The organism is Inquilinus limosus, assembly GCF_002195995.1.
GTDB lineage: Bacteria > Pseudomonadota > Alphaproteobacteria > DSM-16000 > Inquilinaceae > Inquilinus > Inquilinus limosus_C.
The window spans coordinates 49,923-76,071 of the sequence record NZ_NHON01000002.1; the positions used below are offsets into that span (position 1 = coordinate 49,923).

Sequence of the window (26,149 nt, forward strand, 5' to 3'; positions counted from 1 at the left end):
TCAACTATGGCGCTTCCCCGGGGAGCGGTTCGGTTGGAAGGTAGGATATCGCTCGGGAATGGATTAGATGCCCCGCGAACCTCAGTCTGTTGTTCGCGCGAGCAACAATGATGGACGGGGATGGTCGAGCGCGACCACGGCTACGGGCGACTCGCTTCAGCCTGGGCTGGCGTCGCCTCCATCCCCGAAAGCATCGCGGCAGAGATCAACGAAGCCGCGCACCTTCGGGTCCATGTAGCGCGTGGAGGCGAAAACGGCGTGGACCGGCATCGGGATGCTCGCCCAACCCGGCAAGACCCTGATCAGGGTTCCCTCTGCCACATGTGGCTCAGCCATGAACCGCGGAAGTTGCGCGACTCCCAAACCGGACACCGTCAGGTTCTTGGCGGCAACGATGTTGTCGAGTGCGCAGCGTGGCGCCTGCGAGACCCTTTCCGTTGCCTGGCCGTTGACGAGGGTCCAGCTTGCGCGGCCACTGGACGTCTTCATAACCAGGTCATGGCACTTCAGATCGTCGACGGTGCGCAGCGCCGCAGCTTCCTTCAAGTAAACAGGGGAGGCATAGAGACCATAGGTTATCTCTCCAAGCTTGCGGGCCGACAGATCAGAATCCTGCAGGGTGCCGATGCGGATCGCGACATCGATCCCTTCATGAATGATGTCGACGAAGCGAATGGAGTATACCGCTTCCACAGTGACCTTCGGCCACCTGGACAAATAGGCGGCGATCCAGTTGTCGACCCGTGTGGTGCCGAACTCCGGAGTTGCCGTGATCTTCAAGCGGCCTTTCGGCTCTCGGCTCTGCTGCGCTACCGCGGCTTCGGCCGCCTCTGCGGCAGCCAGGATCGAAGAGGCGCGTTCGAAATAATCCCGTCCGACTTCCGTCACGCTCAGTCGCCGGGTCGATCGATTCAGGAGCCGTGCGCCAAGCTTTTCCTCGATCCGCTGCACGATGCGGCTCACCCGCGCCTTGTCGGTCTCGAGCCGCTCGGCCGCGGCGGTGAAGGATTCCTCCGTCACCACCGCGACGAAAACCTGCATCTCGGAAAAGCCGACTGTTGTCGTCATGGGCAACGTTCTGTCACGCGCTGCTCGGATGATCAATCGGCGAGACCGCAGGCTGGCCGGCCCCGGTCTGCAGCCGTCACCTCCTGACGGTATCGGCGCTGGCCTGCTCCAGGAACAGGTCTACATGGACCTGCGGCATGCCCTCCAGGGTCCCACCGATCGGGGACGGACGCACCGCCTCGTCGATGAGCGTCCGAGCTTCCGCGGGGGAAACGGGCTCGCCCCGCTGCTGATAGATCTCCTTGGCCTCATCGCCCGAAACACCCTCCGGAACGACGGGAGCGTAGCGCCAGAAGTAGATCGGCGTGCCGGGTTCGATGCGCCAGCTGTCGGCGAGCGAGCCGGCGTCGACGACATGATAGCCGATCGTCTCTAGGAAGCTCGTCACGGCACCTTTCGCGGCCGCGTCGTCGCCTGCGATCGGCAGCGTCGTCCGGGCGGCATCGCCCTTGGGCCGGGCATTGCTCTCCATGTGGATCCAGCTCAGGTTGTGGAGCCCCTTGACCAGCTTCGCGCCGCGGAGGTGCCGCTGCAGGAGTTCGCTCGACGTCAGCTCGCCCTTGTCGAGATCGGTCCTGTGGAACCCGCCCATGCCGGGATAATAGTTCGTCTGATCGAGAACCACCTTCCCGGCGAACTTGTCGGCCGGCAGTCTCTCGAACGACGCGAGGGGAACCGACAAGGTGACGATGTCCCCAGCCGCAATCACGTCGTCGACGGTTCCAGCGCGCGCGAGCGGGCCGAGCTCTTGAACGAGCGCGGAGATCGTGTCCGGACCGCGCGAATTGCTGATCACGACGTCATAGCCCGCCGCGATGGCCAGATGGGCGACTGCTTTGCCGACGAGGCCGGAGCCGATAATTCCGATTGTTCGTGTCATCAATATTGTCTTTCTCAGGGGACGGTGGCCGCCGACGGGATTCATGCGCTCGTATCGTCTCGCGCGCCCTTCGACGGCGGGGGCCACAGCGGTGGCACGAGCGAAAAATATGATCGGACGGAGGAGTTAACAGTTGGGCAGCAGACAACACACTGTTGCCCCTCAAACCGACAATAAAGCGCCAGTGCGCGGTGGCTGGTGTCGGCCGTGCGGATACAGGCAAACGTGGCCTGCGGAGGATGGGCACCTGTCGCTCAGACACCAGGCGCCATGACCAAATTGCTGCGACGCCGGATGCCGATAAGATGGCTCTCTCGCTTGGAGCCCAACTGCCGGCGGCGCAGCGGATCGTCTCAACTGAAGCCTTCGACATCACTCCTGAAGCCATCACGGCAAAGATCGACGAAGCCCCGCACCTTCGGGTCCATATAGCGCGTCGAAGCAAAGACGGCGTGGACCGGCACCGGGGTACGCGCCCAGCCCGGCAAGACGCTGGCGAGTGCGCCTTCGGCCACATGCGGCTCGGCCATATGTCTAGGAAGCTGCACGATTCCCAGGCCCGACAGCGCCAGGTTCCTGGCGGCCATGGTGTTATCGAGGGCGCAACGGGGTGCGTGCCACACCTTCTCCGACTTCTCGCCATTCACCAAGGTCCAGCCCGGGCGACCGCGCGGCGCATGCATGATGAGGTCGTGTCGCTTCAGATCATCGACCTCGCGGATAGGCGCGGCGCCCCGCAGATATTCGGGAGAAGCGTACAAACCATAGGTCAACTCTCCCAGCCTGCGGGCCGAAAGCTCCGAATCCTGCAACGGGCCGATGCGAATCGCCACATCGACACCTTCATGAATGATATCGACGAGACGGTTCGTGTATTCCGTTTCGACAGTGACCTTCGGCCACTTGCGCAGGAATGCGGTAATCCAGCCATCGACGCGCATCGTTCCAAATTCGGCGCCAGCCGTTACCTTGAGGCGGCCTTTCGGTTCTTGCGCCCGCTGCGCCACGGCGGATTCGGCCGCTTCGGCGGCCGCCAGGATCGAGGAGGCGCGCTCGAAATAGTCGCGCCCGACTTCTGTAACACTGAGGTGCCGCGTCGATCGGTTCAAAAGCCGCGCGCCGAGCTTCTCCTCCATTCGCCGCACAACGCGGCTCACCCGCGCCTTGTCGGTTTCGAGACGTTCCGCCGCTGCGGTAAACGACCCTTCCGTCACCACGGCGACAAAGACCTGCATCTCCAAGAAATCTACTGTTGTCGGCATAAGCAACGGTCTGTCACTTTTTTGATTGAATTTTCAATAATCGCGCAACTGTCATCATGTGCCAGTGGTTGTGAGCAGGCCGCTGGTCCAAGTGGCGTGCAAGGATGGACACCTCCGCTGTCTCTTCGGCGATGTGGTGGGTATAGTCGAGGCGTTTCCTTCAAAGAAGGATCTGATCACCGGTTCAGCGTCGAGTATGGAGCCACTCCCTAACGCCGAATGAAGCTGCTTTACGGGTTGGATAGGCCTCGGCCCAAAGTCGTGCGGTCATGTCGTTTCAAAGCCGGCTGCGACGGCCGCTTTAGGGGGTGCAAACCGGACTGCGCTGTAGCGGCCGGATTCTGGGGGGTGGAGGGATGTCCGGTATCGGGCCGTCGGCATGATGGCCGGAAATGGCTCACCTCGGCCCGGTCTAGCCGATCGGGTTCCAGATCAGGGCGAAGACATCGGGATCGTCCTGTCCGGCGGCGCGTCCGAGATTGGCGTAGAGCTTGCGGGGGCCGAACTCGGGAGCGGCGAGGGAGAGGCTGACATAGGTCTTGCCGGACGCCTCGCCGGTGCGGGTCCAGCCGGCGCCGATCTCGACGTCTTGGGTCAGGGCGCGGAAGTCGGGCTGGGTGTCGCCAGACTTGGCCTGGTTTGTCGGAGGACGGTCTAAACCGGGCGTTAGGGGACACGAAGATTCCCGCAGGCGGCGGGGATAAAACCGGTCCGGGAGGGCTTGTGGGCCGGCCGGCGCCGCCCGCAGGTCCATGAGCCGGAGCGCGGCGGGACAGGCCCCGGCCAGACAGTGGAGACACCATGCCGGCGTTGGCCGCACCGAGGACACCGAGGGCTGCCTGCCGGGCACGGCAAAACCGCTCCCGCGTGGCGGGAGCGGCTCCGGGAAGGGCAGGGACGGCGTCGCCGCCTCTGCTGCGATGCCCTCAGCGCGGTCGCTCAGCCCCATCCTGCTGCGCCGCGCCGCCGTCCTGTCGATCCGCAAGCGGTTGAAGTGGCCGCTCGCCCTCGACCACGCCGAGTTCGAGGCCTTCCTCAAGGGACTATGCCGCACCAAAGCCGCCCGGCCGGTGCGCAAGGCGGCGCTGCTCGAGCCGAACCTGCTCGCCGCCTCCCTGGTGCTGACGCCGGAGGCCCATGCCGAGCTGAGCGACCTCGGGGGTGGGGAAGGGGAGGGGCGCCGCACAGTCCGGGACATGCCCTTGCTCCTGACCGGCTTCCGCCGATCCAAGCTGGCCGCGCTCGACGTCCGCGACTGGCCTTTCTCGCCCAAGGGCGTCGTGCTGTTCGTCGGCCGGTCCAAGGCCGACCAGGAGGGCCACGCTCGCCTATCCGCTGTTGCCGGATTGCCATCGGAACTCTTCGCGTCCGGCAAGCGCTAACACTTTATTGCAGCGCCTAACGGGCGATCCGGGCCGGTCCCCTCTACGTTGATCCTGAAGCCGGCGACCCACGGACACGGGGGCGGTCGGCCCAGTACCGTCGATGGACCCTGAACGTGCGCCGGAAGGACTAACCGTGGTCGATCTCGATATCCCACGCGGCCGATCGGCGCCGCCGACTGCCCTCCCTCTCACCGGCCCAGTCGCCCGTCAGATCGGGGCGCCGCTCGCCGTGGTCGCGATCATCCTGGTCGCGGTCGGGCTACGGCCATCGATTGTGTCAGTCGGGCCTGTGCTGCCCCTGGTCATCCAGGATTTTGGGCTGTCCCATGCCACGGCGTCGCTGCTGACCTCCATTCCCGACGTTCTGATGGGGCTGTTCGCTCTGCCAACGCCATGGCTGGCCCGGCGGTTCGGGCGCGACCCGGTTCTGCTGATGGCTCTGGCCCTGCTGTGCTTCGCGACTTTCGCGCGGTCGTTCGCCACCAGCACGGCCGGGCTGCTCGCCGCGACCGCGGCAGTCGGCATCGGCATCGCCGTGGCCGGCGCACTGATCGCCGGCTTCATCAAGGCGCGCTTCGCCGCCCGCGCCGCCATGATGATGGGAATCTACGCGACGGCGCTGTCGACCGGCAGCACCATCTCCGCCGCGGTCACCAGCCCGGTCGCGATCGGCCTGTCGGCCGGCTGGCGTTGGGGCTTGGGGCTGTGGAGCGGCGTGGTGCTGGCCGGCGTCGCCATCTGGCTGGTGGTGACGGTGGCCGAACGGCGCCAAAACGCCGTGGTTCCGGCAGCAGCCGCGCGCCATGCCCTGCCGTGGCGCAGCGTGACCGCTTGGCTGGTGGCGCTGTTCTTCGGCGGCGTGAACATCCTATTCTACACCATCCTGGCCTGGACCGCCCCGATGTACCAGGAGGCCGGGGTGTCCGCCGCCACGGCCGGCCTGATCCTTGCGACCTTCACGGCCGTGTTCACCGTGGCCAACCCGGTGTTCGGCGGCCTGAGCCGGTCGGAGGACCGCCGCGCCTGGCTGGCCCTGGCCGCCGGCCTCACCCTGGCCGGGTTGGCCGCGCTGGCCCTTGCCCCGACCACGGCACCGTTCCTGTGGATGTCGGTTTGCGCCTTCGGTCTGGGTGGAACGTTCACGCTCGGCATGACCCTGCCCCTCGACAACACCGCCAGCCCGGGCGAGGCCAATTCCTGGAACGCCTTCGTCCTCCTGGTCGGTTACGTCATCGCCGCCGCCGGTCCCCTGGTCGCCGGTCAACTGCGCGACGTGACCGGCAACTTCCACCTTTCACAATGGCTGCTTGCCGCAATCGCGGCGCTGATGCTGGCTGTCACCCCGTTTCTGAAACCGCTTCGGCGTCACGGCCTGGACAGACCGTGATGGTGCATGCGGCCCTGACCTCCGATGGCCCACATCCAGCAGGAGACCGCGAACGCCTCTGATCGCTGAACCCCGGCCCGGAGCATGGTGGGGAGAGCCCCGGGTCGGGGTAGGCGCATCACAAACATCAATGCATCCCGCCACATTCAGGCCCGATCTGAGGAAGCCGTCATCCCCCAGATGGGGGACGTCGGGGCCGGTCACTGTACGGATCAAGCCGCAGTGTCTCCTGTGCCGGGAGCGCGAGATCGTTGAACCCCTTCGCATATGCTGCCTCCGGCTTCATTCTTGACCGTTCGTTCCAGAATTCCTATATCCCCGCTCATGGCACGCCCCAAGGAATTCGACAGCGAGAAGGCCCTGGACGCCGCGATCGAGGTGTTCCGCGAGCATGGCTTCGACGGCACCTCGACCGACATGCTGGTGCGTGCGATGGGGATCGGCCGCCAGAGCCTCTACGACACGTTCNGCTCATGGCACGCCCCAAGGAATTCGACAGCGAGAAGGCCCTGGACGCCGCGATCGAGGTGTTCCGCGAGCATGGCTTCGACGGCACCTCGACCGACATGCTGGTGCGTGCGATGGGGATCGGCCGCCAGAGCCTCTACGACACGTTCGGGGACAAGTGGCAGCTCTACTGCGCGGCGGTGCRCCGCTACGCCARTGCCGAGACGCAGGAGCATGTCGCAGCRCTGCGAAGCCGGCATCGGGCCGTCGACGGCATCAAGGCCATGATCGATCGGGTGGTCGCGGAGGCCGGCAAGGCCTGCCTCGGCGTGAACGCGATCTGCGAGTTCGGCCGCTCGCGCCGCGAGCTTTCGGACATACAGGACGACGCGGGTCGGGCCTTGCAGGCCGCGATGGTCGCGCGCATCCGCCAGGCGCAGGCCGAGGGTGACGTCGCATCTCAGATCGATCCGGACGGAGCCGCGGGATTCCTGTCCGCGAGCTTCGCCGGAATCCGCATCGCCGCCCGCGGCGGCGCAGGAGGCGGWCAGCTGCAGGCCCTCGGCGCATTGGCGCTGCGCGCCCTGCAATGAGCCGCGGTCTTTTTTTGCCGAATTCTGGAATGAACGATCAAGAACGAGAGATGTGATCATGAAAGCAATCGTGATGAGCCACCCCGGCGGTCCGGAGGTGTTGGAGCTGGTCGAGCGACCGGAGCCCGTCCCCGGGCAGGGCCAGGCACTGGTCGAGGTCGCCGCCGCCGGTGTCAACTTCATGGATATCGGTGTCCGCCGCGGCCAGTTCTGGCCCCGGGAAGCGGAGCCCGTGACCCTCGGCGTCGAAGGGGCCGGCCGGGTGCTGGCGCTGGGGGCGGGTGTCGATGGCGTCGAGGTCGGCCAACGGGTCGCCTGGGTCTATGTTCCCGGCAGCTACGCCGACCGCATCCTGGCGCCGGCCCCGGCGCTCGTCGCGATCCCGGACGAGATCGACGACCGCACCGCCGCCGCGGTCATGATGCAGGGCCTGACGGCCAGCCATTTCGCCACGGATTTCTATCCGGTGCAGCCGGGCGACGTGGCGCTGGTGCATGCCGCGGCAGGCGGCGTCGGCCAGATCCTGACCCAGATCATCAAGCTGCGCGGCGGCCACGTCATCGCGCGGGTGTCCAGCGCCGACAAGGTCGCCGCGGCCAGGGAAGCCGGCGCCGACCATGTCATCATCGACACGGAGGGGCAGTTCGCCGAGGAGGTGATCCGTCTGACCGGGGGCGACGGCGTCCATGTCGTCTATGATGGCTCCGGCCCCAAGACCTTCCAGGCCTCCCTCGCATCGCTGCGGCGCTCGGGCACCTTCTGCTGGTACGGCCCGGTTCTCGGCGGACCCGAGCCGCTCGACATCATGAGCCTGCCGAAGAGCATCAAGATCGGCTACGCCACCTTCTCCGACCATATCCACACGCCGGAGCGGCTGCGGGCCCGGGCGCGGCTCTCCATGTCGGAATGGGCCTTCGCGGCGTCCGCCAGGTCGTAGGTCCCGCCGATCCTGATCGTCAGCTGGCCTCCGATGATCCAGTCGAACAGCTGCCGCGCCACCACCGGCAAGCTCCTGCTGATCCCATGATCCGTCCCGCCGTTTGGCCATCTCGCGCTTCTGGCGCTCGAGATCCGGCCATGGTCGACCTCGATCGCCTGGTCGCCATCGAGGCCATCCGNCTCGCATCGCTGCGGCGCTCGGGCACCTTCTGCTGGTACGGCCCGGTTCTCGGCGGACCCGAGCCGCTCGACATCATGAGCCTGCCGAAGAGCATCAAGATCGGCTACGCCACCTTCTCCGACCATATCCACACGCCGGAGCGGCTGCAGGCCCGGGCGCGGCAGCTGTTCGACTGGATCATCGGCGGGCAGCTGACGATCAGGATCGGCGGGACCTATCCGCTGGCGGACGCCGCGAAGGCCCATGCCGACATGGAGAGCCGCGCCACCACCGGCAAGCTCCTGCTGATCCCATGATCCGCCCGGCGGTGCCGCCGACCAGGCCCGGTCGACGAGACCGCCGAAGGTCACTATGTCATCGCCCGGGCGACGAGGTTGCGGACGATCCCTGACGTCTCGCCCCGGCGGGCGGCCAGTGCCAGCCGTGCAACCGGCGCGTCCCCCGCAATGCCGCGATAGACGACGCCCTTGACCTGAAGCTGCATCATCGAGGCCGGGTGCGCGGGCGGCTTCCGCATATGGCGCCCTCGGGCCAATCCGATCAGCGGGCCTGGATTTACCGTCGTGGCAGGGATACATCCGGCGCGAGCCGTGTCTGTGCCGCCAGGCGGATCGGGGCGTTGGCGGCGCCGAAGCCGGCATAGCCCCGGCGCTGCACGATCTCGAAGAAGAAGCGGTCGGCGAAGCTGGTGGTGTAGAGCTGGAAGAACTCGCCGCCGCCGTCGCGGTCATACAGGATGCCGGCCTCGCGAAGCCGGTCGACCAGCTCCGGCTCCAGCCCGAAGCGGGCCTCGATGTCGTCATGATAGTTGGCCGGGATCGGTAGGAACCTGACACCGGCCTGGCGCATCCGGGCCGCGGCGGCGAGGATATCGTCAGTCTCCAGTGCGATATGCTGGATGCCGGAGCCGAAGAACTCCGACAGGAAGCGGGCCGACAGGGTGCGGTGGCTCTGCGAGGCGTTCAGCACGACGCGCAGCGTGCCCTCGGCGTTCTGCACCACCTGGCTGCGCACCAGACCGGCAGGGTCGGGGATCTCCAGCTCCGGCGTCTTCGCCAGATCGAAGATCGCGCTGTAGAACAGCAGCCAGGACAGCATCTCGTCATACTGCATCGACTGCGACAGGTGGTCGATCCGCGCCAGCCCGGCTTCCGGCGCCGCGTCCTCGACCGGGACGAAGTCGACATCGCGCCAGCGCGCCAGCGTGCTGTCGGGGTCGACGAGATAGATCAGGCTGCCGCCGACACCGCGGATCGCCGGGATCTCCAGCTCGCCCGGCCCGACCTCCTGGCGGAAACCGGTCGCCAGCAGGGCGCCGGCCCGCGCCATCGCCGCCCGGGCGTCGTCGACCCTGAGGCAGATCGCGCAGGCGGCGGGTCCGTGCATGATGTAGGCGGCATGGGCATAGCCCTCCTTCTCACGGTTGACGAGAAGGGCGATGCCGCCCTGCGACCACAGGGTCACGTCCTTCGACCGATGGCGGCCGCGCCGGGCGAAGCCGAGGGCGCCGAACAGCGCCTCCAGCTCGATCGCGCCGGCATCGTCGACCGCGAACTCCACGAACTCGACGCCCAGGCAGCGGGCGCGCTCCGGCAGCAGCGGCCGGGTCCGCTCGGCGGCGGGCTTGCGCCGCTCCAGCGTGTCGGCCAGCTGCAGCAGCGACCGCCGGCCGTCGATCGCGACCGACCGGGCCGAGCCGGCGCGGAAATGGTCGTTGAAGATCTCCAGCGAATAGACGCCGTCATAGCCGGTCGCGGCCACGGCCTCGGTGAAGGTGGTCACCGGCAGGTCGCCCTGGCCCGGCAGGTTGCGGAAATGCCGGCTCCAGGACAGCAGGTCCATCTCCAGCAGCGGCGCGTCGGCCAGCTGGACCAGGAAGATCCGGTCGGCGGGGACGGCGCGGATGCTGTCCGGGTCGATGCCGCGCGACAGGGTGTGGAAGCTGTCGAGGATCAGCCCGATACCCGGATGATCGGCGCGGCGCACGATCTCCCAGGCGTCGCGGTGGTCGTTGACGTGCCGGCCCCAGGCCAGCGCCTCGAAACCGACCCTGAGGCCGCGCTTCGCCGCCCGTTCCCCCAGCTCGCGGAAATCCGCGGCGGCGCGGTCGATGCCGCCCAGCGCCGCCGGCGAGATGTTGGAGCAGACCAGCAGCAGGTCCGCGCCGAGCTCGGCCATCAGGTCGAACTTGCGCTCGGCCCGGTCGAACACGCGCATACGCTGCGGCTCCGGCATGCCCTCGAAGTCGCGGAAGGGCTGGAAGGTGGTCACCACCAGCCCGGCGTCGCGCACCATCCGCCCGACCTCGCGCGGCGCCGCGTCGAAGGACAGAAAGTCGTTCTCGAAGATCTCGACGCCGTCGAAGCCGGCGGCGGCGATCGCCTCCAGCTTGTCGCGCAGGTCGCCGCTCAGCGACACGGTGGCGATCGACGTCTTCATCGGAGTGACCCCCGGCTCACTTCTTGCGCAGCTTGTCCAGCTCGGCCTGCAGCAGCGAGATGGTGTCGTCGCCGATCTTGGGGCGGAACTCCTCGACCACCGGCGCTGTGGCGGCGCGCAGCTTGGCCACCTCCTCGGGCGGCAACTCGGTCACCTCCATGCCGTTGGCGCGGATCTCGTCCAGCGCCCTGGCATCCGCCTCGCGCGACACCTGGCGCTGATAGTCCCGCGCCTCGGTCGCGGCCGATTGCAGCACCGCCCGCTCCTCGTCGTTCAGCTTGTCCCAGAACGCCTTGCTGACCAGGACGATCTGCGGGTTGTACTGGTGGCGGGTCAGGGTCAGGTACTTCTGCACCTCGTAGAACTTGGCGTTGATGATGTTGGCCGACGGGTTCTCCTGGCCGTCGACGGTGCCGGTCTCCAGCGCGCCGTACAGCTCGGGGTAGGGCATCGGCACGGCGTTGGCGCCGAGGGCATTGAACAGCGCGATCGGGATCGGCGACTGGATGGTGCGGATCTTCAGCCCCTTGATGTCGTCGACCTTGGCCACTGGGTGCCGGTTGTTGGTCAGGTTGCGGAACCCCAGCTCCCAATAGGCCAGGCCGACCAACCCCTTGGCGGGCAACAACTCCAGAAGATGATTGCCGAAGGCGCCGTCCATCACCGCGTCGGCCTCCTGCGGCGTGTCGAACAGGAAGGGCAGGTCGACCGCGCCGAAGGCCGGGGCGTTGCCGGCCAGGATGCCGGCATTCATCACCGTCATCTCGACGATGCCGCCCTGCAACCCTGACAGGGTCTGCACGTCGCCGCCCAGCGTGCCGCCCGGGAACAGCTGCACCGTGATCTTGCCGCCGCTCTTCTCGGCGACGATGGCGGCGAACTTCTCCATGCCCATGACCTGGGGATGGCCCTTGCTGTTCGCCGCCGCGAACTTGATGTGCTGCTCGCGGATCTCGGCCTGTGCCGCCGGGGCCAGCAGCAGCGCCGCCGACAGCGCGGCGATCAGGCCGGTCAGGGTCCTGGACATGGTGATCCTCCCTTGTTCGATTTCGTTGGTCTCGGCCGGCCCGGTCATCGCGCCAGCCATTGGGCCGGAGCCATCACCAGCTCCGGAAACAGGATCAGCAGGACCAGCACCGCCAGCTCGGCCAGGAGGAAGGGCCAGACGCCCTTCATCAGGTCCTCCATGGTCAGCTTCGACACGCCGCAGACGACGTTCAGCACCGTGCCGACCGGCGGGGTGATCAGGCCGATCGAATTGTTGATGATGAACAGCACGCCGAAATAGACCGGGTCGATGCCCGCCTGCTTGACCACCGGCATCAGCACCGGCGTCAGGATCAGGATGGTCGGTGTCATGTCCATCGCGGTGCCGACCGCCACGACCAGCAGCATGATCACCGCCATCAGCAGCAGCTGGTTGTCCATGAACGGGTCGAGCATGGCCGCAAGCTGGCCCGGCAGGTCAGCGACGGTGATCAGCCAGGCGGAGACGCCGGCGGCCGCCACCAGGAACATCACCACGCTGGTGGTCTTGGCGGCCGAGACGAGCACGTCGAAGACCTGGCCGGGGCTCAGCTCGCGGTACACGACCATCGCCACGAACAGGGAATAGACCGCGGCGACGACGCCGGCCTCGGTCGGCGTGAACACGCCGAACTTCAGCCCGACGATGATGATCACCGGCAGGAACAGCGCCCACAGGCTGTCGGCGAAGGCGCGGATGCGCTCGGGTCCGCTGCGGCGCGGCGGCAGCTGGATGTCCTCGCGCCGGACCACCAGCAGCCAGGCGATGCAGAGCGCCAGCGCGATCATCAGGCCGGGCACGATGCCGGCCAGGAACAGCTTGGTGATCGAGACGCCGCCGATGACGCCGAACAGCACGAAGCCGATGCTGGGCGGGATGATCGGGCCGATGATCGCGGCCGAGGCGATCAGCCCGCCGGACCGGCCGGCGCCGTGGCCCGACTTCAGCATCATCGGCATCAACAGCGCGCCGAGCGCCGCGGCATCGGCCACGGCCGAGCCCGACAGGCTGGCGATCAGGCAGGCGGCGAGGATGACGACGAAGCCGAGCCCGCCGCGGATATGGCCGACCAGCGCCATGGCGAGGCCGACGATCCGGCGCGACAGGCCACCGGCATTCATCACCTCGCCGGCCAGCAGGAAGAAGGGTACGGCCATCAGCGGGAAGCTGTCGGCGCCGTTGATCACGTTCTGGGCGACGATCTGGGAGTCGAACAAGCCGAGATGGATCATCAGCGCGACGCCACTGAGGATCAGGGCGAAGGCGATCGGCATGCCGATCGCCATGGTGCCCAGCAGCGACGACAGGAAAACGGCGACGACCACCGCTCAGCCTTTCCGCGCAGCGTGCGGGGCATCGGGACCGGCGAGCTCCTCGGAGTCCCGGACCAGGATCAGCTCCCCCGGTCCGGCCCGGCCGAGCAGCAGGCGGACGAGGTCGGCCAGGATGATCAGCGCGGCCGGCACGGCGAAGGCGATTCCGGCGCCGTACAGCAGGGCCATCGGAAAGCCCACGGCCGGCGAGGCGACGTCGAGATTGATCATCGCCTGCTCGACGCTGCCCTTGAGCAGCAGCCAGATCGCCAGCAGCGCCAGTGCTCCGGAAAGGGCCAGGCAGGCCTTGGCGGCCGGCCGGGGCAGGTGGCGCAGCAGCGTGTCGACGCCGATATGGCCGCGTTCGCGCAGCGCCACCACGGCACCGAGGAAGATCAGCCAGACGAAGAACAGCCGCGACAGCTCCTCCGACGCGGTCAGCCCCTGGTTGAAGGCGTAGCGCAGGACGACGTTGCCGAAGACCAGCACCACCATCCCGGCGAGCAGCAGGGCGATCAGGACCTTCAGCAGGGCAAAATAGCTTTCGACGACAAGACGCATCGGGCTCTCCCTGTGGTGGTCGCCGGCCGCGGCTTCGCCGGTTCTGAATTCTTCTTCCTCACAAATGTACGAACTGGTACGTATAGTCAAGCGTCGCGGCTTGATCCGGCAAGGATCGGTCGTTCGGGCGCGGCAAGGGGAGGGGAGCACCATGTGCCCACCGGGCTGCCTGGAGACGATCTGCCGCCATGTCAGCCGGCGCGGCGTGCTGAAGGGCGGCATCGCCATGGCCGCCGTCGCGGCCGCTCCTGTGGCCAGCGCCGCCACGGCACCGGCCGCACGGTCCTTCACCGACGTGCAGGACCTGACCCATTCGCTGTTCGAGGGCTTCCCGACCTTCGACGGCTCGAAATGGTTCACCATGGAGCCGGTGTTCCGCTACGCGAAGGACAAGCTGAACATCAACCGCTGGACGCTGATGGAGCACACCGGCACGCATATGGACGCGCCGCTGCACTTCTCGGCCGACGGGCGCAGCGTCGACGAGATCCCGATCGGCGACCTGGTGGTGCCGCTGGCGGTGATCGACATCTCGCAGCGGGCGCAGGACGACCCGGACAGTGCGGTGACGCCCGACGACATCAAACGCTGGGAGGCCGCGAACGGCCCGCTGCTCGAGGGCTGCTGCGTGGTCATGAACTCCGGCTGGCACCGGCTGCTGCACACGCCGCGCTTCGCTGGGCGGGACGATGCCGGCAAGAACCACACGCCCGGCTTCCACGGCGAGACGGCGCATATGCTGCTGACCGAGCGCAGCGTCAAGGGCATCGGCGTCGACACGCTGTCGCTCGACCTCGGCATCGAGACCGGCCGCTTCCCGGTGCACTACTCCTGGCTGCCGAGCGGGCGCTGGGGCGTCGAATGCCTGGCCAATCTCGACGGGCTGCCGGCCAAAGGTGCCCATCTCGTCCTCGGCGGCCCCAAGGTGAAGGGCGGGAGCGGTGGGCCGAGCCGGGTGCTGGCGCTGGTGTAGAAGGGGACGCGGCCGCGGCGCGAAAGCGCTTGTTTGCCGTCGTGAAGTTCCGGAGAAGTAGAGGCGTCCTTTGCCGATCGGAGCGAAGGCGTCGGTGCGGGGAGACGGGCCAGGGCGATGGCGGGCAGGACCAAGTCGGGCGCGGCAGAGCGGAAGACCTCCCGCAAGAACGACCCGGAGCGCACCAGGGAGGATATTCTCGAGGTCGCGACCGAGGAGTTCGCGGCCCACGGGCTGAGCGGGGCCCGCGTCGACGCGATCGCGGAGCGCACCCGCACCTCCAAGCGCATGATCTACTATTATTTCGGCGGCAAGGAGGGGCTGTACCACGCGGTGCTGGAGAAGGCTTATGCCGATATCCGCACCGCCGAGGCGGAGCTGCATCTGGAGGGGCTGCCGCCGGAGGAGGCGATGCGGCGGCTGGCCGAATTCACCTTCGACTATGACGAGGCGCATCCCGACTTCATCCGCCTGGTCAGCATCGAGAACATCCACCGGGCCGAGCACCTGGCGCACACCGCCTCGATCCGCAGCACCAATCTCGGCATCGTCCAGACCATCGCCGCGATCCTGGAGCGTGGGCGGAAGGACGGCGTGTTCCGGGCCGAGATCGACCCGGTCGACCTGCACATGCTGATCAGCGCCTTCTGCTTCTTCCGCGTCTCCAACCGCCACACCTTCGGCACCATCTTCCGCCGCGATCTGTCGGAGCCGGGCTTGCGCGAGACGCACCGGCGGATGATCGGCGACGCCGTCATCCGCCTGCTGCAGGGCCAGGCGGCGGTCGCGCCCGCAGGGGCTGCTAGCCCGGCCCGAGCGAAGCGAAGTGCCGGGTCATCCGGCCGGCGTCCGGCGTGATGCCGGTGAACAGCCGGAACGCCTCGACCGCCTGGAACACCGCCATGCCGCCGCCGTCGAGGGTGCGGCAGCCGCGGGCGCGGGCGACGCGCAGCAGCTCGGTCTCGAGCGGGAAGTAGACGATCTCGGCCACCCAGTGCCGCGGCGCCAGGAGTTCGGCGGGCAGCGGCAGGCCGGGATGTTTCGCCATCCCGGTCGGGGTGGCGTGGATCAGCCCATTCGCCGTGGCCATGGTGGCGGCGAGATCGGTGCCGGCCACCGCGCGGCCCGCCCCGAACCGGGCGGACAGGCCGGCGGCCATGGCCTCGGCCCGGTCCTGGTCGACATCGAAGATCACGAGCTCGCCGACCCCGAGGGTCAGGGCGGCATGCGCCACCGCTGCGCCGGCGCCGCCGGCGCCGAGCTGCACCGCGCGGTCCTTGCGCACATCCGGCAGGCCGCGCCTGACGCTCTCGGCGAAGCCCCACCAGTCGGTGTTGTGGCCGACCCGCCGGCCGTCCTCGAACACCACGGTGTTGACCGCGCCCAGCGCGCGCGCGTCGTCGGACAAGGCATGCAGCAACGGGGTCACCGCCTGCTTGCAGGGATGGGTGATGTTGAGCCCGGCGAAGCCGCGCCGCTCTGCCGCCGCGACCAGCTCCGGCAGGGCCTCGATGCCACGGCAGAGTGCCTCAAGATCGATCAGCTCGTACTCGTAACGCAACCCCTGTTCAGCGCCTTCGCGCATATGCATGGCCGGGGTCCGCGACGCCTGGATGCCGGCGCCGATCAGGCCGACGCGGAAGGTGGTCGGGCGGATATGGGTCACGGGCGGAAACCAGATCGGAATTGTCCGGCCACAGCCGTTTTCAAGGCATCCGGGATTCTTCGGTGATGGCCCATGATCATTCATCCATGCTGGATCTCTGAAAATGTACGAACTGGTACGTTCAGTCAACAAACCAGATCTGAGATGTGAATTTGCTGAGCGCCGGCTGCGCACGGCGCCGGCCGAGAGGCTCGCGCCCGAAGCCCATCTGCGCGTCACCCAGCTGGTGTTCGGGCCGTTCTCCGGATCAGGGGTCGAATGTCGGCGGGCTGTGCCGGATCTCCGAGCAAGCCCTCGCCATCATGCGGGGCATGGCCGACGTGCAGCAGGCCAGTTGCGACTGGGGCAACCGCGTGCCGCCCTCTGCTACATCCTCGACCAGGACCTGCGCCTCATCGGCCCGTCGCCGGCGGAAGCGGCGCAATAGCTGCAATTCCGGCTCATCGGCGTCACGGTCACGCAGCTTCGCGAGAACATCCACACCATCAATGTCGTGGCCCGGCTGATTCACTGTGCCCGGACGGGGAGCTTCGTCGGCTTGGACGATGTCCGGTTTCGGCATGCCACGGCAATGGCCGGAAATGGCGCATGAAAGACCGGCGGCGCGGGGATCTTCGACGCATCAGCCGCCGACCGGAACCCCGACCGGCAGGTCGTCCTTGCGGTCCAGCCGCTGCGCCTGCACCTGCGCATCCACGGGCAGACCCTCGATCCGCACCTCGGCCACGTCAGCGGGGTCGATGCCCTCGGGCAATGCCACCGAGACGTTGTTGCTGCTGTTGAGCCGGTTGTCGCCGATGTTGAACAGGCCGCCGGCATGGTATTTGCCCACCGTCACCACCCGCCCGTCATTCAGCACGACCTGGATGCGATCCACATCCTTGAAGTCGCTGCCCCGGCCGTCGACCAAGTTGAGGTACAGGCGGTCGTGCGGCCGTCCCTCGTCGAGCTTGCCTTCGCGACGCATTTCCGCGGTGGACACCGTCCAGGTCCAGGGATGGTCGTTCATCAGGCTGATGGTGTTCTTGTCCGGGGTCACGATCGGCGCGCCCGAAAACGCACGATTCCGGGCGCGATGCGGATGGTCCGACGCCCAGCCGTACTGGTTGTGGCCGTTGACGACGGTCACCACCGGGCGGCCGTTGGCATCCACCTCCCAGTGCGATGCGCCTTCGCCCAGGCTCTTGGAGTCGAACCCGACCACTTCGCCCGAACGGTCGTCCACGGTCACGCTGAACACGGATTCGTCGTCGGTGTTGCGCCCCCACTTGCCGTTGAGGCGCCCGGGCTCGGCGCCATCGCCGCCGTCCTCGTTGCTGTAGAGCACCGAGTAGCTGATCGTGGTGGTGCCGTCATCGTTGCGCCGGACCTGGGCGCCGCTGAGCAGCGGCACGTTGTTCCCGGCCTGGCCGTTGTCCTCCAGATGCACCACGGGCGCGTAGCGCGCGGCCAGCGCCGCATCGCGCTCCTGCGGACCCGATGCGTGCATGTCCAATTGCCGGGTCGACGCCCGTACGTCGCTCACCGCGCCTTGGTTGCCGGTTCCGATCGCGGTGCTGTCGCGCAGCTCGATCGTGTGGGGCCCGTCGCCGAGCGCACCGAGGTTGACGTCGACGCCTTCGGGATTCTCGCTCAGGATCGTCGCATCGGCGTAGTAGCGGCCATCGACATAGACCGACACGATGCCGGCGTTGCTGCCGTCGGTATTGCCCCAGGCAGCACCCGAAGGGGCCTGCGCATCGATGTGCAGGATGATCGGGTTCCCGCCCGAACCGTCCACCTGCCGCGACTGCAGCAGCGGCAGCGCGCCGCCGTCCCGGATGGCATGGACGGTCACGTCCTTGCGGCTGATGAAGCCGTCGGTCGAACCGCCTTCGGCGGCAGTGTCCAGGCCGTCGAACGCTTCATCATGCGTCACCAGGTAGTCGGCGGCAGCGCGCTGTTCCCAGGTCGCGGCGGGATTGTCGCGCACCGCGCGCAGGTCGTCGCGGCTGACGATCTGGTCGCGCGAACCGCGGTGCGCGGCGGTGTCGAACATCCCGAAGTCCCGATTCAGCACCAGGATGGCGCGGGCCTCATCCATCGGCTGCGGCGCGGACGGGATCGGCATGTCGGCGGAGGTCAAGGATCGGGCGGAGTCGAGGGCGCGATCGAACGAGGAGGTGGAACCGGCAGCAACCCTCCTCGACATTGTCGAGGGCGAAGCCGCCGCGGGAGCAACACCGTCGGTCATGGCGGGACCTCCTGGTTTTTCTGTTCCGCGAGAAAGCGACGCTGGCAGCTTATACCAGTTCCTATGGAGGTCGACTCTCAGGGTGCGGGGCGGCGGCGCCCGGCGGCCCGCCAGGCCTTTCGGCTATGGGCTGGCCTTGCTCGTCGATGCGCCGGCGAGCAGGGTCGAGATCAGCGCGATGACCGGCGGAACCGCGAAGCACCATTCCCCGACCAGGACAAAGGCCAGGGCGGCCGCCCCGCAGCCCAGGGCGAAGGCGATGACGGCGGCCGACATCCGGGCCAGGCGGGACCGGGCCGCACCGGCCGCATCCGGCGCCACGCCGTGCAGGAGATCGGCCAGGTCGATCATGATCTGGGTCGTCGTGCCGGTCATCAGCGTGGTCGGCGGCGCGCTGGCCAGATGGATGCGGTGGACCGCGTTCTGGATCGCCATCGCCGATACCAGCACCATCCCGGTGACGATCGCCGGCCAGGCGTCGCCGTCGGGAAAGGGACCGAGCCGGATCGCCAGCGCGGCGCCGGCGGCCAGCAGGATCAGCTTGAGGACCAGCATCGCCCGCAGCGGGTTCAGCCCGGTGCCCTCCAGCCCGTAGGCCAGGGATCGGGTGCCGATGACGACGAGGCAGAAGACCGGCAGGGCCAGCAGCTTCGCCACCGCCCCGGTGGTGCCGAGCGCCACGGCCGCGCCGAAGGTGACGAAGTTGCCGGTCACATGCGCGGTGAACAGCCCCTGCAGCGCCAGGAACCCGGCCGTGTCGACATAGCCGGCATTGAGGCTGAGAATCACCGGGAGGGTCGGTCTCATCACATCACCATCCGAATTTCAGCTCGATGCCGAGATAGTCGCTGTCATGCGCGCCGGCGTGCCGCAGCGTGTCGCCGACCTGATAATGCACGGCCTCGACCGCCCCGGTCAGGTTGGCGTTGAAGGCGTAGTCGGCGCGGAACTGGCCGTAGGCGCCGGTCCAGGCGTCGCCCTGCCCGGCGGTGCCGCCGACCGGGACGTTCGGCTGGGTGTAGACCGCGTCGGCAGTGGTCTGGCGCCACAGCAGGCCGATCGCCGCCGTCAGCGACAGCCCGTCGACCGGCTTCACCGTCACCGACGGCTTTACGTGGATCAGGTTGCTGTAGCCGGTGTAGCCGCCCAGGGTGAAGTAGTAGCCGTTCGGGAACAGCGGGTTGAAGGTGCCGAGCGTGCCGTCGCCGGGACGGGTGTCGCCGGAGGCGGCGTCGACCTGCAGGCCGATCCGTGGCTTCCACGGCGCGTCGGCGAAGGTGTAGCCGGCCCGCGTGCCGACGGCCCAGGCGGCGATCGACTTGGACCCGACCGAGCCGGTCTGCCCCATCGCCTCCAGGTCCCAGTCCAGCCCGTCGGCGGCGCCGGCGAAGCGGGCGTCGAAGATGTCGCGATGCTCGTATCCGTCGGCATCGAGGTAGTGCGCATCCTGGCGATCGTAGCGCGCGTAGTAGGCCGACAACTCCTGCGTCCCGAGCACCTGGCGTTCGACGCGCACCGTGCTGAACAGGAAGGTGTCATCCGATCGGTCGTCGAAAGGCTCGCCGTCGAAATACTGCACCGGCTGGCTGACGAAGCCGAGCACGCGCCACGGCCCGCTCTCCCAGTCCATCCAGAAGGCGTCGAAGGACTGGCGGACATTGGGGCCGTCGCGCGAGGAGACGAAGCGCTGCAGATCGAAGGCGAAATCCTGCCGGCCGATCCGGGCCTTGACCACGCCATCGCCCGCCGGGTGGGTGAATTCGAGGAAGGCGAGGCGCAGGTCGAGCGGGTTCTGGTCGACCGGCGCGATCGACCGCTTGTCGAAGGCCCGGTCATCCTCGAGCTGGACAAAGAAGCGCCAGTTCTCGTTGAAGTGCAGGTCGGCATGGATCTGCAGCCGCTGCAGCAGGTAGCCGTCGCCCTTGCTCCCGCCGGTGCCGAAGCCTGGCGTGTCGTTGATCTCGAAGCGCTCCCGCAGGGTCGCGCCGAAGGACAGGTAGGTCTGCGGGTTGCCGGACCAGAGCGGGATGTATTTCAGGCCGTCGAAGGGTTGGGTCCGCAGCGCGGGATCGGCCAAGACCGACCAGTCCTCCTGCCAGCGGTTCATCTGGATCTTCGGCCGCGCCGCCGCCGCGTCCGGCACCTCCTGCGCCGCCGCGCCGGGCAGCAGCGCCATGGCCGCAAGCAGCCCGGCCCCGACGGCCGCGAGGGCGCGGCGGGGCCGGCCGATCATCCCTGCCGTCACCGCCTCAGCCATGCGGGGCCGGACCATGGATCTCGGCGATGTAGCCGCCGGGGAACTCGACCATGGCTGCGCTGCGGCCGTCGGCGGTGTAGGGCGCGACCAGCACCGCCGCGCCGGCCGACCGGGCCTTGGCCAGCGTGTCCTGGAGGTCCGCCACCTCATAGCCGGTGGTCTCGAGGCCATAGGGATAGGGCAGATGGCCGTCGGTGACGAGGGCGGTCAGCCGGCCGAAGGTCGATTCGACCCGGATCCGCCGGTAGGTGTCGCCCGGCCGGCCGATCTCGACGCCGGGCGCCTGCCTGTCGTCGGACACCAACTTGCCTTGCGAGAAGGCCAGAAAGCCGCGCAGGAAATCGTCGATGCCGTCGGGCGAAACATAGACCCGGTTCTCCGGCACGGTCTGGAACGGCGCGTAGGACGGCTTCGCCGCGTGCCAGTAGAGCTGCATGTTGATGCCGCCCGGCCACTGGATGACGGCGTCGCGGCCGATCGGGTCGGGGAAGGCGTCGACCAGCACGATGGCCCCGGCCGCCCGGGCGGATGCCAGCGCCGCGTCCAGATCGGTGACGAGAGTGCCGGTCCGCTCGGCCCCGAACGGATACGGGATCGGCGTCGTGAAGCCGAACAGGGAGACGGTGCCGACCGGCGTCTGCAGCAGCTGCGAGGTGGTGCGGCTCGGCGTCGGCGTCACGGTCGCCACCACCTGCTTCGTGCTCTGCCCGCCGAAGGTGGCGAGAAAGCTGGTGGCGAAGCGGTCGACATCCGCGGGCGCCACATAGACATGGGTGGTGTCGTATTGCGGGCCGACGGCGACCGGTGCGCCGGTCTCTCCGGCCCGTGCGGGGAACGCGGCCAGGATGCTCAGGCCGAGGGCCGCCGCGAGAAGCGGGATGCGCATGGGAGAACTCTCTCTGGTCAACAGGCTCAGCTCGGACGTTTCCGGTCCCGGAGGTCGTGCCAGGCGACGAGCAGGAAGCCGCCGGCGAGGCCGAGATGCTCGAAGAAGGCGTTGGCGGCGCCGAAGCGGTCGGGCGGCGCCATCTCCCAGAACCGTAGCACCAGGAGGGTGGCCGTCAGCGTGAACCCGGCGAGGGCCAGGGCGCCGAGCCACCGCCAGACCCCGGTCAGGATCAGGACCGAGGCGCCGAGCTCCAGCAGGATCACCGCGACCGCGGCGGGGGCGGCCGGGGCGATGCCGAAATGCTCCATCTCGGCGATCGCGACCGGGAAGTCCGCGGCCTTGTTGAGCCCGCCCTGGAGGTAGGCGGCGCAGAGTCCCAGCAGCGCCAGCCACCGGGCCCAGCCCGCCCCGAGCACGGGGCGGACGGACGAGGCGGCGCGGCTCTCGATGGTCGCGAGTGCCGGCATCGTCACACCGCCCAGCAGGCGCAGCCGAGGGCGCCCCAGAAGCTCTTCAGGTCGGAGACCGGCAGTCGGGCCGACCAGGCCGAGGCGTGATCATGGCCGTGGATGCCGCAGCTGGCCGCGCAGCCGCAGCCCGCCGCCACCGTTTTCTGCAGGGCCGCGGAGCCGGCCTGTTCGGTGTCGCCCCAGGCCGCATAGCCGCCGAAGCGGCGCACCGGCGACCAGTCGGGCATGGCGGGCGGCGGGGCGGCCTCGTCCAGCGGGGCGAAACCGCCCGCGGCCCAGACCACCCTGCCGCCGACCATGGTCAGCTCCGAGCTGGTGTCGGCGATCTCGCTCTCGGCGCAGGCGAAGAAGTCCCGGTCGGGCACGATCAGGTCGGCCAGCTGGCCGACGGCGATACGGCCCTTGCGGCCTTCCTCATTCGAGAACCAGGTGACGTTCTCGGTCCACATCCGCAGCGCCGTCTCGCGGTCGAGGCAGTTGCGCTGCGGGGTGATCCGGAGGCCGCCGACGGTCCGGCCGGTGATCAGCCAGGACAGCGAGACCCAGGGATTATAAGAGGCGACCCGGGTCGCATCGGTGCCGGCCGAGACCTTGACGCCCGTCCCCAGCATCCGCGCCACCGGCGGCGTGGCCGCGGCGGCGCCGAGGCCGTAGCGCTCGACAAAATACTCGCCCTGATAGGCCATGCGGTGCTGCACGGCGATGCCGCCGCCCAGCGCGGCGATGCGGTCGATCGACCGGTCCGAGATCGTCTCGGCATGGTCGAAGAACCAGTGCAGCCCCTCGAGCGGGATGTCCTGGTTCACCCGCTCGAACACGTCCAGCGCCCGGCTGATCGTCTCGTCATAGGTGGCGTGCAGCCGCCAGGGCCAGCGGTTCTCGGCCAGGATGCGGACCACGCCCTCCAGCTCGCCCTCCATCTCCGGCGGCATGTCCGGGCGGGGCTGGCGGAAATCCTCGAAATCGGCGGCGGAGAAGACCAGCATCTCGCCGGCCCCGTTGTGCCGGAAATAGTCGTCGCCCTGCCGGTAGCGCGAGGTCCGGGTCCAGTTCAGGAAGTCGTCCTTCTCGGCCTTCGGCTTCTGGGTGAACAGGTTGTAGGCGAGGCGGATGGTCAGCTGGCCTTCATCCGCCAGCGTCTGGATAACGGCATAGTCCTCGGGGTAGTTCTGGAAGCCGCCGCCGGCGTCGATGGCGCCGGTGACGCCGAGGCGGTTCAGCTCGCGCATGAAGTGCCGGGTCGAGTTCACCTGGTAGTCGAAGGGCAGCTTCGGCCCCTTGGCCAGGGTGGCGTAGAGGATCGCGGCGTTGGGCTTGGCCAGCAGCAGACCGGTCGGGGTGCCGTCGGGCCCGCGCGTGATCTCGCCGCCCGGCGGCTCCGGTGTGTCCTTGCCGTAGCCGACCGCCCGGAGGGCGGCCGCGTTCAGAAGGGCGCGGTCGTAAAGATGCAGCAGGAACACCGGCGTGTCCGGGGCGGCGGCGTTCAGCTCCTCGATCGTCGGCAGTCGCTTCTCGGCGAACTGGTGCTCGGTGAAGCCGCCGACCACGCGCACCCATTGCGGCGGCGGGGTGACGGCGACCTGCCGCTTCAGCATCGCCATGGCGTCGGCCAGCGAGCGCACGCCGTCCCAGCGCAGCTCCATGTTGAAGTTCAGGCCGCCGCGTATGATGTGCAGGTGGTTGTCGATCAGGCCGGGCAGCACCCGCCGGCCCTTCAGGTCGATGATCCGCGTCTTCGGCCCGGCCAGCGGCATCACCTCATGGTCGGCGCCGATGGCGCTGAACCTGCCGCCGGCGATCGCCACGGCACTGGCGGTCGGCCGGGCGGGGTCGAGGGTGGTGATCAGGCCGCGATGCAGGATCACGTCGGGCGCACCCGGGGCGGGCGCACGGGTCTCGGTCATCGGGATCTCTCCTGTGCGAAGGCGGGCGGCCGCCCCGGATGGGGTGGGCCGCGACACGGGCGGAGTCGGGGAGCGGCCGAGCCGCGGCTATCCCTCGGCGCGATCCGGCGGCTGGCCGCCCTTCGGCAGGTGCCCGAACATGTGCGGCTTCACCTGGTGGAGCCAGGACACCACCGTCGGCTCCCGGCCCCACAGGCTCCTGACGATCGGCGGGATCTGTTCGCCGAGGAGCATGCCGAGAAGCCCGATCAGGGCGACCACCGGCGGCGCCGGCGAGCGCACGTTGAGCACCGCGTAGATGACGCCGACGAGGATCCCGACGGCGAGCGACACCAGATAGAGCTTCATGGCCATTCCTCTTCGGCGAGCGGGCGGGACAGCGGCTTACGCGGCCGCGCCGGCCTCGCTGGCGTGCTCGCCGAGCGCCCATTTGGAGAAGCGGATCTGGATGCCGTAGGGCGAATGGGCCTTGATGATCTCCATGCACCCGTCATAGGTCTCCACCCGGGCCCAGTCCTGCTGCAGCTCGAACAGGTACTGCAGCGAGGTGATCGGCACCGCGCCGGCCTGGATCATCCGCTCCATCGACCGGGTGTGGGCTTCCGGAGAGATGTCGCCGCAGGCGTCGGCCGGCACGTAGATCTCGAACCCCTCCTTCAGCATGTCGAGGGTCGGAAACAGCACGCAGGCCTCGGTCCACAGCCCGGCGACGACGATCTTCTTCCGTCCGGTGGCGTGGACCGCCTTGCGGAAATTGGCGTCGAGCCAGGAGTTCATCGAGGTGCGGTCGATGATGTCGTGGCCGGGGAACAGGTCGGTGACCTCCGGCATGAACGGGCCGGAGAAGCTCTTCTCGGCCACCGTCGAGATCACGGTCGGGATCTTGAACAGCTTCGCCGCCTTGGCCAGGATCTGGACGTTGTTGAACGGCACCAGCCGGTCGTGCGACTGCACGCCCTGATACATGGCCGGCTGATAGTCGATCAGGGCGATGGCGCTGTTCTGCGGGGTGAGCATATCGAGCTTGGACATAGGTCTTCCTCTGCCGGAAATCGGACATTGAAAGGCTGCGAGAGGACGACCTCGATCGAGGACGGTCCGGCCTCGCCGCCATCGCGGCATGTTCAGGGAGAGGGCCGCAGAGATCGCAGCCCCGGGCCGGCGCAAAGGATCGTCACCCCTCGCGCCGCGGCATCAGACTAGCCGAGCTGGTCGGAACCGCTGAGGACAACCGCTTTCCGGCCTGCAAGGCGAGTTTGCGGAATCGCCTATATCGCTAGGCGGCCGGTGATTCCGCCGTGGCGACCGGCGCGCCAGACATGGCGAGGTCGCCTTCAAAGAGGGGGCGCGACTTGCCGATCTCGCTGGCCAGATAATCGAGGAACACGCGCACCCGGGCCGACTGGCGAAGGTCGGGATGGGTCAGCAGCCAGAGATCGGTGGCGAAATCGGGGACGGGCGGGCCCAACCGGACCAGCGTCGGGCGGACATCGCCGATGAAGCAGGGCAGGTGCCCGATGCCGATCCCGCTTTCGACCGCCTCCGCCAGGCCGAGGACCGTGTTGATCTTGTACACGACCCGCTCCGGCGCGACGTGCTGCCGGACGAAGCGCACCGCCTTGAGCGCCGCCAGATTGTCGCCGAGCGACACCCAGGGCCGGTCGGCGAGGTCGCGCAGGGCACGGGTCTCGGGGCGGGGGAAATCGGCCGCCCGTCCATAGAGCGCCCAGGCGATCCGGGCGACGCGTCGCCCCACCAGCGTCTCCGGCGGGCTGTCCGTGGCCCGGATCGCGACGTCGGCGTCGCGCTTGGACAGGTTCAGGGGCTCGTTGCTGAGCACGACGTCGAGCCGCACGTCGGGGCATTCGCACTGGAACCGTGCGAAAAGCGGGGTCAACAGATGGATCAGCAAGGAGTCATTGGTGGTGACGCGCAGCTCGCCGGCCGGCGTGATGGTTCGTCCCGCCACCTTGCGGGTGAAGCCGGTGATGTCGTCGTCCACGCGGGCGGCCAGCTCCACCATCTCCTCGCCGACCGGGGTCAGGACATAGCCGGAGCGGTGCCGCTCGAACAGCGTCGCGCCGAGCGCCTGCTCGACCTGCCCGAGGCGGCGGAACACCGTCGAGTGGTTGAGGCCGAGCTGCGCCGCCGCCCCCTGGAGCCCACGGGCGTCCGCGATGGCCTTGACCAGCCGGAAGTCGTCCCAGGGGATGTTGCTGAAAGGCTCGCCCATATCCTCGGTCCTGCAGGCTTCATGGCGGTGATGGAGACATGC

At 68.3% G+C, this 26,149-nt stretch carries 27 protein-coding genes and 1 pseudogene; 8 read left to right on the forward strand and 20 right to left on the reverse strand.

Annotation, left to right across the window (positions count from 1 at the left end):
- Positions 1-156: 156 nt before the first annotated feature.
- The 4 genes from BWR60_RS01765 to BWR60_RS01780 all read right to left on the reverse strand — a co-directional run bounded on the left by BWR60_RS01765 (position 157) and on the right by BWR60_RS01780 (position 3,964).
- The gene (locus BWR60_RS01765) at positions 157-1,068 is read right to left on the reverse strand and encodes a LysR family transcriptional regulator (RefSeq protein WP_179221590.1); all 912 of its coding nucleotides are present in this window, start codon (positions 1,066-1,068) and stop codon (positions 157-159) included.
- Positions 1,069-1,144: 76 nt separating this feature from the next.
- The gene (locus BWR60_RS01770; protein ID WP_088149287.1) at positions 1,145-1,993 is read right to left on the reverse strand and encodes an NADPH-dependent F420 reductase; all 849 of its coding nucleotides are present in this window, start codon (positions 1,991-1,993) and stop codon (positions 1,145-1,147) included.
- Positions 1,994-2,301: 308 nt separating this feature from the next.
- A complete protein-coding gene (locus BWR60_RS01775; protein ID WP_218823288.1) occupies positions 2,302-3,183 on the reverse strand; it encodes a LysR family transcriptional regulator in 882 nt (293 codons plus the stop codon).
- Positions 3,184-3,622: 439 nt separating this feature from the next.
- Positions 3,623-3,964 carry a DUF736 domain-containing protein gene (locus tag BWR60_RS01780; RefSeq protein ID WP_088149402.1) on the reverse strand — a complete coding sequence of 114 codons (342 nt, stop codon included), beginning with the start codon at positions 3,962-3,964 and terminating at the stop codon, positions 3,623-3,625.
- Positions 3,965-4,130: 166 nt separating this feature from the next.
- Here BWR60_RS01780 and BWR60_RS01785 point away from each other — a divergent pair, with 166 nt between their 5' ends.
- The 6 genes and pseudogenes from BWR60_RS01785 (at position 4,131) to BWR60_RS01810 (ending at position 8,438) form a co-directional block, all read left to right on the forward strand.
- Positions 4,131-4,592, forward strand: coding sequence for a hypothetical protein (locus BWR60_RS01785; protein ID WP_088149289.1), 462 nt, complete (start codon positions 4,131-4,133; stop codon positions 4,590-4,592).
- Between the two features lie 136 nt (positions 4,593-4,728).
- Positions 4,729-5,982, forward strand: a complete 1,254-nt coding sequence (locus tag BWR60_RS01790) for a CynX/NimT family MFS transporter (protein WP_218823289.1) — start codon at positions 4,729-4,731, stop codon at positions 5,980-5,982.
- Positions 5,983-6,306: 324 nt separating this feature from the next.
- A pseudogene (locus tag BWR60_RS38890) lies at positions 6,307-6,402 on the forward strand (TetR/AcrR family transcriptional regulator); the annotation flags it as partial.
- Positions 6,403-6,455: 53 nt separating this feature from the next.
- The gene (locus BWR60_RS01800; RefSeq protein WP_088149291.1) at positions 6,456-7,022 is read left to right on the forward strand and encodes a TetR/AcrR family transcriptional regulator; all 567 of its coding nucleotides are present in this window, start codon (positions 6,456-6,458) and stop codon (positions 7,020-7,022) included.
- Between the two features lie 58 nt (positions 7,023-7,080).
- On the forward strand, positions 7,081-7,959 hold the full coding sequence (locus BWR60_RS01805; RefSeq protein WP_088149403.1) for a quinone oxidoreductase family protein: 879 nt from the start codon (positions 7,081-7,083) through the stop codon (positions 7,957-7,959).
- Between the two features lie 257 nt (positions 7,960-8,216).
- Positions 8,217-8,438, forward strand: a complete 222-nt coding sequence (locus tag BWR60_RS01810) for a zinc-binding dehydrogenase (protein WP_429912999.1) — start codon at positions 8,217-8,219, stop codon at positions 8,436-8,438.
- A 53-nt stretch (positions 8,439-8,491) separates the two neighbouring features.
- On the opposite strand, the gene BWR60_RS36810 is transcribed toward BWR60_RS01810, so the two are convergent.
- The 5 genes from BWR60_RS36810 to BWR60_RS01830 are packed head-to-tail and all read right to left on the reverse strand — an operon-like array spanning position 8,492 to position 13,482.
- On the reverse strand, positions 8,492-8,659 hold the full coding sequence (locus BWR60_RS36810; protein ID WP_179221591.1) for a hypothetical protein: 168 nt from the start codon (positions 8,657-8,659) through the stop codon (positions 8,492-8,494).
- Between the two features lie 38 nt (positions 8,660-8,697).
- Positions 8,698-10,581 carry a bifunctional sugar phosphate isomerase/epimerase/4-hydroxyphenylpyruvate dioxygenase family protein gene (locus BWR60_RS01815; RefSeq protein ID WP_088149293.1) on the reverse strand — a complete coding sequence of 628 codons (1,884 nt, stop codon included), beginning with the start codon at positions 10,579-10,581 and terminating at the stop codon, positions 8,698-8,700.
- 16 nt (positions 10,582-10,597) lie between these two features.
- Positions 10,598-11,608, reverse strand: a complete 1,011-nt coding sequence (locus BWR60_RS01820) for a TRAP transporter substrate-binding protein (protein WP_088149404.1) — start codon at positions 11,606-11,608, stop codon at positions 10,598-10,600.
- Between the two features lie 44 nt (positions 11,609-11,652).
- The gene (locus tag BWR60_RS01825) at positions 11,653-12,933 is read right to left on the reverse strand and encodes a TRAP transporter large permease subunit (protein WP_088149294.1); all 1,281 of its coding nucleotides are present in this window, start codon (positions 12,931-12,933) and stop codon (positions 11,653-11,655) included.
- A gap of 3 nt (positions 12,934-12,936) precedes the next feature.
- Positions 12,937-13,482: a TRAP transporter small permease gene (locus BWR60_RS01830; RefSeq protein ID WP_088149295.1), complete on the reverse strand. Its 546-nt coding sequence runs from the start codon at positions 13,480-13,482 to the stop codon at positions 12,937-12,939.
- 151 nt (positions 13,483-13,633) lie between these two features.
- On the opposite strand from BWR60_RS01830, the gene BWR60_RS01835 reads away from it, so the two are divergent.
- A complete protein-coding gene (locus BWR60_RS01835; RefSeq protein ID WP_088149296.1) occupies positions 13,634-14,455 on the forward strand; it encodes a cyclase family protein in 822 nt (273 codons plus the stop codon).
- 117 nt (positions 14,456-14,572) lie between these two features.
- Complete coding sequence (locus BWR60_RS01840; RefSeq protein WP_088149297.1) at positions 14,573-15,313, forward strand: TetR family transcriptional regulator; 741 nt, start codon at positions 14,573-14,575, stop codon at positions 15,311-15,313.
- Here the strand turns inward: BWR60_RS01840 and BWR60_RS01845 are convergent.
- The 11 genes from BWR60_RS01845 to BWR60_RS01895 all read right to left on the reverse strand — a co-directional run bounded on the left by BWR60_RS01845 (position 15,258) and on the right by BWR60_RS01895 (position 26,107).
- Positions 15,258-16,121, reverse strand: coding sequence for a shikimate dehydrogenase (locus tag BWR60_RS01845; protein WP_230982921.1), 864 nt, complete (start codon positions 16,119-16,121; stop codon positions 15,258-15,260). The genes BWR60_RS01840 and BWR60_RS01845 overlap by 56 nt on opposite strands.
- Positions 16,122-16,368: 247 nt before the next feature.
- Positions 16,369-16,683 carry a hypothetical protein gene (locus tag BWR60_RS01850; RefSeq protein WP_144445496.1) on the reverse strand — a complete coding sequence of 105 codons (315 nt, stop codon included), beginning with the start codon at positions 16,681-16,683 and terminating at the stop codon, positions 16,369-16,371.
- Positions 16,684-16,743: 60 nt separating this feature from the next.
- Positions 16,744-18,354 (reverse strand): hypothetical protein, encoded by a 1,611-nt coding sequence (locus tag BWR60_RS01855; RefSeq protein WP_144445497.1) that lies wholly within the window; start codon positions 18,352-18,354, stop codon positions 16,744-16,746.
- Positions 18,355-18,477: 123 nt separating this feature from the next.
- Positions 18,478-19,161, reverse strand: coding sequence for a YoaK family protein (locus tag BWR60_RS01860; RefSeq protein WP_088149406.1), 684 nt, complete (start codon positions 19,159-19,161; stop codon positions 18,478-18,480).
- A 4-nt stretch (positions 19,162-19,165) separates the two neighbouring features.
- Positions 19,166-20,587: an alginate export family protein gene (locus BWR60_RS01865; protein WP_088149405.1), complete on the reverse strand. Its 1,422-nt coding sequence runs from the start codon at positions 20,585-20,587 to the stop codon at positions 19,166-19,168.
- Between the two features lie 16 nt (positions 20,588-20,603).
- Positions 20,604-21,497, reverse strand: coding sequence for a glyoxalase (locus tag BWR60_RS01870; RefSeq protein WP_088149301.1), 894 nt, complete (start codon positions 21,495-21,497; stop codon positions 20,604-20,606).
- 26 nt (positions 21,498-21,523) lie between these two features.
- On the reverse strand, positions 21,524-21,967 hold the full coding sequence (locus BWR60_RS01875) for a DoxX family protein (RefSeq protein ID WP_088149302.1): 444 nt from the start codon (positions 21,965-21,967) through the stop codon (positions 21,524-21,526).
- A 2-nt stretch (positions 21,968-21,969) separates the two neighbouring features.
- Positions 21,970-23,874, reverse strand: coding sequence for an amidohydrolase (locus tag BWR60_RS01880; protein WP_088149303.1), 1,905 nt, complete (start codon positions 23,872-23,874; stop codon positions 21,970-21,972).
- A gap of 87 nt (positions 23,875-23,961) precedes the next feature.
- Positions 23,962-24,222 carry a DUF1427 family protein gene (locus tag BWR60_RS01885; RefSeq protein ID WP_088149304.1) on the reverse strand — a complete coding sequence of 87 codons (261 nt, stop codon included), beginning with the start codon at positions 24,220-24,222 and terminating at the stop codon, positions 23,962-23,964.
- Between the two features lie 36 nt (positions 24,223-24,258).
- Entirely contained in the window at positions 24,259-24,906 is a 648-nt protein-coding gene (locus BWR60_RS01890; RefSeq protein WP_088149305.1) for a hydrolase, read from the reverse strand.
- 244 nt (positions 24,907-25,150) lie between these two features.
- Complete coding sequence (locus tag BWR60_RS01895; protein ID WP_088149306.1) at positions 25,151-26,107, reverse strand: LysR family transcriptional regulator; 957 nt, start codon at positions 26,105-26,107, stop codon at positions 25,151-25,153.
- Between the last annotated feature and the right edge of the window lie 42 nt (positions 26,108-26,149).

What these genes read in the sequence shown, in the direction of transcription:
- BWR60_RS01830 (WP_088149295.1), bottom strand. Translation starts at nt 13,482, where the DNA reads ATGCGTCTTGTCGTCGAAAGCTATTTTGCCCTGCTGAAGGTCCTGATC.
- BWR60_RS01775 (WP_218823288.1), bottom strand. Translation starts at nt 3,183, where the DNA reads ATGCAGGTCTTTGTCGCCGTGGTGACGGAAGGGTCGTTTACCGCAGCG.
- BWR60_RS01875 (WP_088149302.1), bottom strand. Translation starts at nt 21,967, where the DNA reads ATGCCGGCACTCGCGACCATCGAGAGCCGCGCCGCCTCGTCCGTCCGC.
- BWR60_RS01785 (WP_088149289.1), top strand. Translation starts at nt 4,131, where the DNA reads ATGCCCTCAGCGCGGTCGCTCAGCCCCATCCTGCTGCGCCGCGCCGCC.
- BWR60_RS01870 (WP_088149301.1), bottom strand. Translation starts at nt 21,497, where the DNA reads ATGCGCATCCCGCTTCTCGCGGCGGCCCTCGGCCTGAGCATCCTGGCC.
- BWR60_RS01860 (WP_088149406.1), bottom strand. Translation starts at nt 19,161, where the DNA reads ATGAGACCGACCCTCCCGGTGATTCTCAGCCTCAATGCCGGCTATGTC.
- BWR60_RS01865 (WP_088149405.1), bottom strand. Translation starts at nt 20,587, where the DNA reads ATGATCGGCCGGCCCCGCCGCGCCCTCGCGGCCGTCGGGGCCGGGCTG.
- BWR60_RS01835 (WP_088149296.1), top strand. Translation starts at nt 13,634, where the DNA reads ATGTGCCCACCGGGCTGCCTGGAGACGATCTGCCGCCATGTCAGCCGG.
- BWR60_RS01895 (WP_088149306.1), bottom strand. Translation starts at nt 26,107, where the DNA reads ATGGGCGAGCCTTTCAGCAACATCCCCTGGGACGACTTCCGGCTGGTC.
- BWR60_RS01810 (WP_429912999.1), top strand. Translation starts at nt 8,217, where the DNA reads ATGAGCCTGCCGAAGAGCATCAAGATCGGCTACGCCACCTTCTCCGAC.
- BWR60_RS01890 (WP_088149305.1), bottom strand. Translation starts at nt 24,906, where the DNA reads ATGTCCAAGCTCGATATGCTCACCCCGCAGAACAGCGCCATCGCCCTG.
- BWR60_RS01765 (WP_179221590.1), bottom strand. Translation starts at nt 1,068, where the DNA reads ATGACGACAACAGTCGGCTTTTCCGAGATGCAGGTTTTCGTCGCGGTG.
- BWR60_RS36810 (WP_179221591.1), bottom strand. Translation starts at nt 8,659, where the DNA reads ATGCGGAAGCCGCCCGCGCACCCGGCCTCGATGATGCAGCTTCAGGTC.
- BWR60_RS01850 (WP_144445496.1), bottom strand. Translation starts at nt 16,683, where the DNA reads ATGCCGAAACCGGACATCGTCCAAGCCGACGAAGCTCCCCGTCCGGGC.
- BWR60_RS01840 (WP_088149297.1), top strand. Translation starts at nt 14,573, where the DNA reads ATGGCGGGCAGGACCAAGTCGGGCGCGGCAGAGCGGAAGACCTCCCGC.
- BWR60_RS01820 (WP_088149404.1), bottom strand. Translation starts at nt 11,608, where the DNA reads ATGTCCAGGACCCTGACCGGCCTGATCGCCGCGCTGTCGGCGGCGCTG.
- BWR60_RS01880 (WP_088149303.1), bottom strand. Translation starts at nt 23,874, where the DNA reads ATGACCGAGACCCGTGCGCCCGCCCCGGGTGCGCCCGACGTGATCCTG.
- BWR60_RS01805 (WP_088149403.1), top strand. Translation starts at nt 7,081, where the DNA reads ATGAAAGCAATCGTGATGAGCCACCCCGGCGGTCCGGAGGTGTTGGAG.
- BWR60_RS01780 (WP_088149402.1), bottom strand. Translation starts at nt 3,964, where the DNA reads ATGGACCTGCGGGCGGCGCCGGCCGGCCCACAAGCCCTCCCGGACCGG.
- BWR60_RS01885 (WP_088149304.1), bottom strand. Translation starts at nt 24,222, where the DNA reads ATGAAGCTCTATCTGGTGTCGCTCGCCGTCGGGATCCTCGTCGGCGTC.
- BWR60_RS01815 (WP_088149293.1), bottom strand. Translation starts at nt 10,581, where the DNA reads ATGAAGACGTCGATCGCCACCGTGTCGCTGAGCGGCGACCTGCGCGAC.
- BWR60_RS01855 (WP_144445497.1), bottom strand. Translation starts at nt 18,354, where the DNA reads ATGACCGACGGTGTTGCTCCCGCGGCGGCTTCGCCCTCGACAATGTCG.
- BWR60_RS01770 (WP_088149287.1), bottom strand. Translation starts at nt 1,993, where the DNA reads ATGAATCCCGTCGGCGGCCACCGTCCCCTGAGAAAGACAATATTGATG.